Source organism: Actinocrinis puniceicyclus, from assembly GCF_018283645.1.
Lineage (GTDB): Bacteria > Actinomycetota > Actinomycetes > Streptomycetales > Catenulisporaceae > Actinocrinis > Actinocrinis puniceicyclus.
In genome coordinates, this window is sequence record NZ_JAGSXH010000157.1 from 1 (window position 1) to 10,234 (window position 10,234).

Sequence of the window (10,234 nt, forward strand, 5' to 3'; positions counted from 1 at the left end):
TCCCAGGTGAAGGAGCATTCGGTCGACCAGGGGGAGGTCAGGGTGCCGTCGCTGGTGACGGCTTTCCAGGTGAAGGTGGTCGGCGTGCTTCCGGCCAGGGTTTTGAAGAAGGATTCCGGCAGCGGCAGGGCGGCGGTGACTCCGGAGTTGCCGGTGTAGGTGTCCGAGGGGATGCCGTGGGCGGAGGTGAGCAGGTTGGTCTTGGCGCCGTCGGAGGCGTAGTAGAAGTTGAAGGTGGTGGTCAGGGAGCCGCCGTCGGGGTCGGAGACCGGGGCGTAGAGCGTGACAGCGGTGTCGCCCAGGGTGGTGCTTGAGCAGTCAGTAGATGGGGAGGTGTACAGGCCGGTGGGCTGGTCGGGGGCTTGGTCGTAGGTGACCGAGGCGGTGGTCTTGGTTTCGGTGCTCAGGTTGCCGTTGAACTGTTTCCAGGCGTAGGCGTCGGATTCGTTGGCGGCGCGCAGCCCGAGGGTGAGCGACGTGCCGCCGGCGCCGCGGGTGGAGGCGACCTGGCTGGTGATGTCGAAGCCGACGCCGCCGGCGGAGCAGCCGCTGTAGCCCTTGGCCACGCTCTCGGAGCCGATCTTGCTGTTCCAGGCGGGCTGGCTGTTCCAGGTCGTGCCGCTGGAGATGCCGCCGGTGGTCCACAGGTCCACCTCGCGGGCGCTGCAGGAGGGGGCGACGTCCTCGAAGAAGTTGACCTGCGCCGAGGAGACCTGGGCGCCGGCCGGCACACCGGACAGGTTCAGGGTGGTGAAGGAGCGGGCGGTGAAGTAGGGGGCGTCCCAGCCGTCGTAGCCGACCTGCATGCGCCCATTGGTGCCGCTGTTGAAGTAGGAGGTGGTCGCGTAGTAGGAGTTGACCATGGTCCAGGACGCCACGCTCGGGCCGACCGAGGGGTCGATGTACACCGGGTAGCTGGTCGCACTGCCGGTCAGCACTGAGGCGGGCGGGGACAAGGTCAGGGTGCTTCCAGAGAGCGCGGCGTCCAGGGATGCCTGGTGGGCGCCCTCGCCGGGGCCGGTGACCGATGAGGCCAGGGGCGCGCCGGTGACCGGGTCCGTTCCGGCTGCGGTCCCGGTCGGGCTGGGGTTGGGTGAGGCGGTGCCGGCCGAGAGGGTGCCGGTCGCCGGGGCGGTGGCCGAGTCCCAGATCGCGGGTGCGGGGGCGGTGAAGATTGGGGTCCCGGTGCTGGTGGCGGCGGTCAGGTTCCCAGCCGCGTCGGTGGTAAGGCTCACCCCGGTGCCGGTGAGGGTGGCTCGCATTAGGGTGCGCAGCGAGGGGTTGGCGGCCGCGTTGGCGGTTTTGACGACGAACACGTCGCTGTAGCCGCCCTCGGGAGTGGCGGTGACTACCAGGTCCACGTCGGGCAGCAGGCCCGGGTAGATGGCGGTGGCGCCGGTGACAGCGGGGGCGGGCAGGCTCACCGGCAGGGTGACGGCCAGTTGGCGGCCGTGGTTGCTCAAAATCGCGAGGGGGTCGGCGCCGCCGCCGGAAAGGACCAGGCCGGCGGGGGTGGCGGCCGGGGAGTAGGTGCCGTCCGGGTTCTTGACCAGGGTGGCGTCCAGCGGCACCCAGGCGCCGTGCCGCTGTACGCGCACCGGGGCCGGGGAGGTGGTCAGGGTGAACGAGCCGTCCGGGTTCGCAGTGGTCTGATCGGTCGCGGTGGTCAGCGCGTCGGCGACCACGGCCTGCCCGGTGGCGCGCGCCCGCGCGGAGGCCATGGCGGCCGACAGCCGCGTGCTGCTCGCGGCCGGCGCGGTCGCGGGCAGGCGGGTGGCGGGGTGCTGCGGCGGGTGCGCGGCGAGCAGCGCGGCCGCGGCCAGGCTCAACGCCAGGGTCGCGGGTGTGATACAGCGCAGGCTGCGCGCGCGGACGGGAACACGCATGTGGGACTCCCCCAAGGGTCAAGCTTCCAACCAGGCGAACGATGACAGGAGGTTGCCTTGATTCACCCCCCCCGCGTCGGTCACGCTACCGGGTGACTGTGACATCCGGCCAGGGCCGGGTCGACCGGTCGTAACCGGTTGGCGTTTCTATGACAACTGATGACGACTGGTTTGTCCGGCTTAAAGGGAGACGTCTGATTCATAGCCCTGTGATCGTGACGCTTTCGTGACCATTCGGGGTCTGAGTTTGGTATCGTTCGGTTGGCTGCCCTGCTTACCGGTTCGCGGAAGGCGGCACGCCAGCGCTATCAGCTCGTTGGGGCGGTTCGGTCTTGGTGGGGGTTTTCGTGCGTGTCGTGGCTTGGCGGCGTCGCAACAGCATCCTGGCTCGTATGCGTACCTCGGCCCTGGGCGGGGGGATCGCGGCGGGCGCGTTGATCGCGCCGCTGCTGCTCGCGCCACAGGCATTGCCGCAGAGCGCTGCGAAACCCGCGCTGCCCAGTGCGAATGTGGGTTACCCGGTCACCGGGGTTCACAAGGTCGCGGCGCATCCCGTCAACGGCCGCGACGAGACAGGCACCAGGTACGTGCCGAGTGCGATGCGCTGGCCCAGCGCCCACGCCGCCACCGCGTCGCTGAGCGCCGCCGGGGCGGGCGCGGCGAAGGCCCCGAGCCAGGCGGCGGGTGGCGCACCCGCGAGCGTTGGGGCGAAGGGGTATGCCGCGGGCACCCCGATGTGGGGTCAGGCGGTGGCGCCGGCGCACGGCACGTATCAGGGCCCTGTGGCGTTGAGTTTCAGCGTGGCCGACCACGCGGCCGCGGCGGCGGCCGGGGTGGACGGGGTGCTGTTCACCGCCGCGCCGAGCGGAGCGGGTCGCGGACGGGTGCGCGTGGGCATCGACTACGGGACGTTCGCGCAGGCCTACGGCGGCGACTACGGCTCGAGGCTGCGCCTGGTGCAGCTGCCCGCGTGCGCGCTGACCACGCCCCAGCTGGCGGTCTGCCGCACCCAGACGCCGCTGCCCTCCACCAACGACCTAAGCGGCAAGTCGCTCTCCGCGCCGGTTACCCTCGGCGCCGTCGAGGCCGCCGCCCCCCAGTCGCTCTCCAGCGGTGTGCGCCCGGCCAGGACGATGAGCGGCGGCGCGATGGTGCTGGCCGCCACCTCCTCGCCCTCGGGCGGGGACGGTGGCGGGGCCGCGGGCACGTATGGGGCCACCAGCCTGAAGGCGTCGGGGTCGTGGTCGGCGGGCGGCTCGACCGGTGCGTTCGACTACTCCTACCCGGTCAGCGTGCCCCCCGCGGCCTCGACGCTGGTGCCCACGGTGTCGCTCTCCTACAACTCGGGTAACGTGGACGGTCAGACCGCCGCCACCCAGGCGCAGGCGAACTGGCTGGGGGACGGCTGGTCGACCCCGGAGAACTACATCGAGCAGGCCTTCGTCTCCTGCTCCGACTCCCCGGAAGGCGATCCTGCGCCGCAGGCCACCGGGGACATGTGCTACGACGGGCCGGTCCTCACCCTCTCGCTGAACGGTTCGTCCACCGCGCTGGTGTGGGACTCGGGCAAGCAGACCTGGAAGGCCGCCACCGACGATGGCGAGGTGGTCACCCACCACACCGGGTCGAACAACGGCACCGGAACCTACAACACCGACTACTGGACGGTGACCGACCGCACCGGCACGACCTACTCCTTCGGCCGCAACCAGCTGCCGGGCTGGTCCTCGGGCAAGGCGACCACCAACTCGGTGCAGTCCGAGCCGGTGTACTCCGCACACGACCCGAGCACCCCGGGTAAGAACTACACCGACCCGTGCTACAACGCGACCTGGTCCTCCTCCTGGTGCACCATGGCATACCGGTGGAACCTGGACTACGTCAAGGACCTGCGCGGGGACGCGATGGCGTACTACTACAAGCAGGACTCCAACGCCTACGCGAAAAACGCGAACACCACCAGCGCGACCGCATACGTGCGCGACGCGCACCTGGACCACATCGACTACGGGTTCACCGACGACAATGCCTACGGCACCATCCCGGACAAGGTGCTGTTCAGCACCGGGGACCGCTGCGTGTCCGGGACCTGCGACCCGCTGAACACGACGAACGCGGCGAACTGGCCGGACGTGCCCTACGACCTGAACTGCGCCGCGGGCGCCGCCTGCCAGGTGACCGGCCCCTCATTCTGGTCAACCGTGCGCCTGGCCGGGATCAGCACCGAGCAATGGAACGGCTCGGCCTACGCCACGGTGGACAGCTACGCCTTCACCCAGACCATGCCCGCCCCGGGCGACGGCACCGCCGCGACCCTGTGGCTCAAGACGATTACCCACACCGGCTCGGACACCTCCGCCGGCGGGGCCGCGGTCACCCTGCCCGCGCTCAGCTTCGGCGGGATACAGGAAGCCAACCGGGTGGACACCACCACCGACGGGCTGCCCCCGCTGATCCGCTACCGGATCGGCTCGATCACCACCGAGACCGGCAGCGTGATCACCGTGAACTACGGCCTGGTCAACCCGTGCACCGCGCCGGTCACCCAGGCCCCGGCGACGAACACCTCCTCCTGCTACCCGGTGTACTGGACCGAGCAGGGCGCCAGCACCCCGCTGCTGGACTGGTTCAACAAATACACCGTCTCCTCCGTCGCCCAGTCCGACCCCTCCGGCGGCTCCGCGGGCATGTACACCGCGTACAAGTACCTCAAGGGGGCGGCCTGGCACTACGACGACAACGAGGTGGTGCAGGCCAAGTACCGCACCTACGGCCAGTACCGCGGCTACGGCGACGTGCAGACCCTCACCGGCTCAGGCTCCGACCCGGTCACCGAATCGGAGAGCACCTACTACCGCGGCATGTCGGATGACAACAATTCCACCGCGGTCACCCTGACCGACTCCCAGGGCGGCAACCACGAGGACACCAACCAGCTCGCCGGCGACACCCTCGAGACCACGCAGTACAACTACGAGGGCGGAGCGGTCACCTCCTCCACCATCGACTCCTATTGGGTCTCCGCCCCCACCGCCTCCCGCACGCGCACCGGGCTGCCCGCGCTCACTGCGAACGCCACCGGGCAGATCGAAGCATGGACGCGCACCGCGCTGACCGACACGAGCACCACCACCTGGCGCACAACCGAGACCGACACCAGCTACGACGCGACCGTCGAGGACGACTACTTCGGCCTGCCGACCATCGTCTACCAGCACGGCGACCTATCCGTGCCGGGCAACAACCAGCAGCGCTGCACCATCACCAGCTACGCGCCGGCCAATAAGAGTCTGAACCTGGTCGGGCTGGTCGCCGACGTGGAAACCGACGCCGACCCCTGCGGCGGGACCAACCCCGGCGGCTCAAGCGCCCCCACCGCCGCACAGACCAACGCTCTGACAGCCCCGACGAGCTTGAACCGGCCCACTGACGTGGTCTCGGACACCCGCACCTTCTACGACCTGCAACCGGTCGGCTCCAGCACCGAGCCGAGCACCAGTCCCGCGTGGCCGCAGCCCGCCCCCACCCTCGGGCAGGTCTCCGAGATTCAGAAGGCCACCGGCTACAGCGGCGGCGCGTTCACCTACCAGGTGGCCGGCGCCACCACCTACGACAGCTACGGCCGCGCACTGGACGCCTGGGACGCGCTCGGGCACGAGAGCCAGAGCGCGTACACCACGGCCAACGGGGAGACCACCGGTTCGACCGCTACCAACGCCCTGGGACAGGCCACCACCACGACCCTGGACCCGTATCGGGGCCTGCCGGTCACCGTCACCGACCCCAACGGCGTGACCAGTGTCCTGCACTACGACGGGCTGGGCCGCAAGACCGCCGTGTGGGCGGACAACAACCCCACCACCGCCACTCCGAACGCGGCGTACACCTACACCCTGGGCACCGCCACCACCCCCACCGTGATAAGCACCGCGACGCTGAACAACGAGGGCGGCACCTACACCTCCACCGCCCTGTACGACGCGCTGCTGCGGCCGCGTGAAACCCAGGCGCCCACCCCGCAGAACGGCCGCCTGATCAACGAGACCTACTACGACACCCACGGCTGGACGATCAAAACCAACGCCAACTGGTGGGACCCGGGCACCACCCCCGGCAGCGACCTGGTGACCATCCCCGACAACCAGGTGCATCAGCAGAGCGTCACCAGCTACGACGGCCTGGGCCGCGCCGTAAAGGTCCAGTCCCTGGACAACGCATCCACCCCCACCGTGGACAACATCACCTACACCCAATACACCGGCGACAAGACGATCACCGTGCCGCCGGCCGGCGGCGTCGCCACGGCGACCGTGACCGATGCTCTGGGACGCACCACCGAACTGGACCAGTACACGACCGCCCCCACCGTCACGGCGAGCACCAGCAACGCGATCACCACAGTCACGATCAGCGGCGGTACGACCCAGGCCACCGACTACCTGTTCGACAACACCGGGCAGCAAACCGACGTGAAGGACGCGATCAGCGGCGCGGACTGGCACACCGGCTACAACCTGCTCGGCCAGGTCGTCAGTAAGAACGACCCCGACGCCGGCGCCTCCAGCCTGAGCTACGACCCGGACGGCAACCTGGCCAAGACCACTGACGCTGCTGGCAACGCCGTTTCTTACAGCTACGACGCGCTCAACCGCAAGACCGGCGAATACGACGCTCCCGCTGGCAGCCAGCTGCCTGGCCCTCTGGCCGCTTCCTGGATATACGACAACAGCAACAACGCCGTGTCCGGCATGACCGACCCGATCGGGCACCTGACCACCGAGACCGCGTACAGCAACGGCGCCGCCTACGAAACGATCCAGCAGAGCGGGTTCAACGTCTTCGGCGAACCCCTCGGCGAGAACATCACCATCCCCTCAAGCGAGGGCGCGCTCGCCGGCACCTACAGCTACACCAGCACCTACGGCATCATCACCGGGCTCCCGCTGTCCACCACCCTGCCCGCCGCCGGCAACCTGCCCAGCGAGAAGGTCGCCACCGGCCACTGCACCTTCCTCGACCTGCCCTGCACCATGGGCGCCGGATTGACCGGCCTGGTGCACGGCGTCACCTACAGCGCCACCGGGCAGGTCGCCGAGGAAGCCCTCACCACCACCGCCGGCGTGTTCAACACCTACGACCCGCACACCACCGCGCTGACCGACCAGCACGTGACGAACACCAGCGTCTCCGGCACCCCGGTCGACGACACCGCCTACGCCTACGACCCGGCCGGCAACCTCACCCGCCAAACCGAAACCCGCCAAGGCACCCAAGCGGAAACCCAGTGCTACCAGTACGACCCACTCGACCGGCTCAGCCAGGCGTGGACCGCCACCGACCAGTGCGCCGCCACCCCCACCGCCGGCAACCACAGCACGGTCGGCGACGGGATCACCGGCGGAGCCTACTGGACCGGCTACAGCCTCGACAGCCTCGGCCAGCGCCAGCAGGAAACCGACCACGCCCTCACCGCCGGCACCGCGGACACGGTCACCACCTACACCTACGGCGGCAGCGCCAGCACCTGCAGCACGACCAGCACCGGCCTGCACACCCTCGCCTCCACCAGCACTAGCGGACCGGCCAGCAACACCGGCAGCACCTACTGCTACGACAAGCTCGGCAACACCACCCAGCGCAACACCACAGCCAACGGCCAGCAATCCCTGACCTGGAACGACCTGGGGCAGCTGACCGCCGTCACCACCGCGTCCGCGGGATCAAGCTACCTCTACGACCCCGAGGGCACCCTGCTGGAGCAGAAAGACCCCGGCACCACCACCCTCTACCTGCCCGGCCAGCAACTCGCCCTCAACATCAGTACGAAAACGGTCACCGCCACCCGCTTCTACCAGCTGCCCGGCGGCGGCCAGGCCGTACGCACCGGCACCGGCGCGGCGTTCACCTACGAACTCACCGACCAGCACAACACCAGCACCCTGGACCTGAGCAACACGGTCGCCAACCCCGTCTGGCGCCAGCAAACCCCCTACGGCGCCCCCCGCGGCGCCGCCCCCGCCAGCTGGCCGGACATCCACGGGTTCCTCAACAAACCCCAGGACACCGCCACCGGCCTGACCGATGTAGGCGCCCGCTGGTACGACCCCGCCCTCGGCCGCTTCACCAGCCTCGACCCCGTCTTCGAAACCACCAGCCCGCAACAGCAGAACGGCTACACCTACGCCGCCGCCAACCCCGTCACCGGCAGCGACCCCACCGGACTGCGCGCCTGCCTGGACACCTGCGACCTCCCGCCGAGCGAACGCGGCGGTGGAGGCTGTCCCTGGGGACCGGCCAAGGGCGGCGGCTGCGCGCCGCCGCCCGGCGGAAACGGCGGCTCGGGCAAGGGCTCCGGTTCCGGCAACGGCGACGTGAAGATCAGCCCACACGTCATCGTCCACGGCAACGACCCCCAGGCCGCGTACCTCAAAGCCGCCTGGCAGTACGCCGTCAGCAAATGGGGCGCCGTCCACGACACCTTCGACGAAGCCCAACGCTGGCGCCAACTGTGCCTCAACGTCCAGCAGGTGTGCACCGGCGACCTGCTCGAACTGTTCGGCGCCAACGCCGGTGTGGACTGGGCGCTCGGTGATTCCGGAGCGATCAACCCCTTCGAGAAACTCGGCACACTCCTGATCGCCGGCTTGACCGGACCCGGCCAAGGCTACGCACACATCAGCGCACTGGGCGACGCGCAGTCGCAAGACGGCATCAGCGACCAGGACGTGGAAGACCTTGTCGCAGCGGACGTGCAATCCGGGTGGCTCTGCAACAGCTTCGTCGGCAACACACCCGTCGCGATGGCGAACGGCACCAGCAAACCCATCGACCGGGTGAAAGTCGGCGACAAGATCGCCAACAGCCTGCCCGGGGCCGATCCCGGCACCAAAGACCAGGCCCACACGGTCACCGCGATCCACATCACCCACACCGACCGCGACTACACCGACGTCACCATCGACACCGGCCACGGCCCCGCCACCATCACCGGCACCGCCCACCACCCCTACTGGGACGAAACCACCCATGCCTGGACCGACGCCGACCAGCTGCACCCCGGCGACCGGCTCCAAACCACCAACGCGGGCACCGTCATCATCCTCGCGCTACACAGCTACACGACGACCGCCGTCACCTACAACCTCACCGTCGACAGCGTCCACACCTACTATGTGGAAGCAGGCAGTACGCCGGTCCTCGTACACAACTGTGGCGACATAAGCGAGCTACACGTTCATGTCGATTCGATGAACGCCGCACGCGACATAGCCAGGCAGCTTGCAGGTCTCGGCGATGATGCCGTTCCGTTTATGCAAAAACTCGGGCCGGCGGGCGGTCAAGTCTACTCGGGAATGCAGAGCCCCGATGGCGCTCGGGGCTGGCGATTGGATTTCGATCCCAACTCGCTTAAGGGCGTTCATGTCAACTGGTGGGATAAGTCTAGTGGACCGAAGCGTGGCTCAGGCTGGCGCACAGGTGCAGTAGTCATGGACGGATTCGAGGAAGGTGACTACCTTGGAATCCTCAGCGGCTTCCCGAAGGTATGACAACTGATGAACTATGTCGATGCGACTCACATTCAGGATTGGGTACGTGCAGGCAGGGCCACTGTGGCACCCCACCAGGACTGCTTCCGGTTCCATCAACACTTGCTCGCGCTCCAGTGGGTCGGTAGCGGGATTGACTGGAGCCTGCTTCCCAATGTGGTCATAGACCTGGGCGCCCTTGCTGACGAGGTGGTTTTTGAGGCTGCAAGCGGCTTGCCCGTGGCCTCGCACTCCCACCTCTTGGCGCTTTTCACTCCGGACCAGCCCGGAATTTATTGCGAGATGAAGGACGGTCTCGAGAATTTGGACTACCTATTTTGGAAGGCTCCAGGCGTCCGATTTGTCTGCGGTACAGACTTCATCGGCGGCGCGATGATTCCTCGCTGTGCCGATTTCGCCGAATTTCGAGATGTACCCGTTCGGTTGACTGTCTCGACGGGTGAAATCGCTCATCACGCAATCCCGCACTGATCTTGAAAGGTCGAGCTTTCGCCCCCGCTGACGGAGCGTCGTCGCGGCGGCACGTGATCGGGTGCGAGAGGCGAGGCCTGCCCCTGGAACAATGCCACTTAGCTTGATGGGTTGAGGGCTCTGATCAGGTTGTTTCCGCTGGTTTCGGGGTCGGGGCGGTAGCGTTCGGGGGTGAGTTCGAGTGCTGTGCCGATTGCGCCGTTGACGGACATGCTGGGGGTGGGTCTGCTGACCGCCTCGGTGTCGCGAATCGTGGTGGACGAGGCGGTGGAGGGGTGCGGCCGGGGTGTGAAGCGCTCCGGCGGGGTGTTGCCGGCGCACCTGATGGCC

The 10,234-nt window shown here is 68.3% G+C and carries 4 protein-coding genes; 2 read left to right on the plus strand and 2 right to left on the minus strand.

Annotated features, from left to right (window positions below):
- Positions 1 to 1,886, minus strand: a 1,886-nt coding sequence (locus tag KGA66_RS31240; protein WP_211471642.1) for a DNRLRE domain-containing protein, incomplete at its 3' end; no start/stop codon positions are given.
- 392 nt (positions 1,887 to 2,278) lie between these two features.
- On the opposite strand from KGA66_RS31240, the gene KGA66_RS25930 reads away from it, so the two are divergent.
- Positions 2,279 to 9,433 (plus strand): RHS repeat-associated core domain-containing protein, encoded by a 7,155-nt coding sequence (locus KGA66_RS25930; protein WP_211471644.1) that lies wholly within the window; start codon positions 2,279 to 2,281, stop codon positions 9,431 to 9,433.
- A 6-nt stretch (positions 9,434 to 9,439) separates the two neighbouring features.
- Positions 9,440 to 9,904 carry a hypothetical protein gene (locus tag KGA66_RS25935; protein ID WP_211471646.1) on the plus strand — a complete coding sequence of 155 codons (465 nt, stop codon included), beginning with the start codon at positions 9,440 to 9,442 and terminating at the stop codon, positions 9,902 to 9,904.
- A 98-nt stretch (positions 9,905 to 10,002) separates the two neighbouring features.
- On the opposite strand, the gene KGA66_RS25940 is transcribed toward KGA66_RS25935, so the two are convergent.
- On the minus strand, positions 10,003 to 10,234 hold a 232-nt coding region (locus KGA66_RS25940), incomplete at its 5' end, for a hypothetical protein (protein ID WP_211471648.1).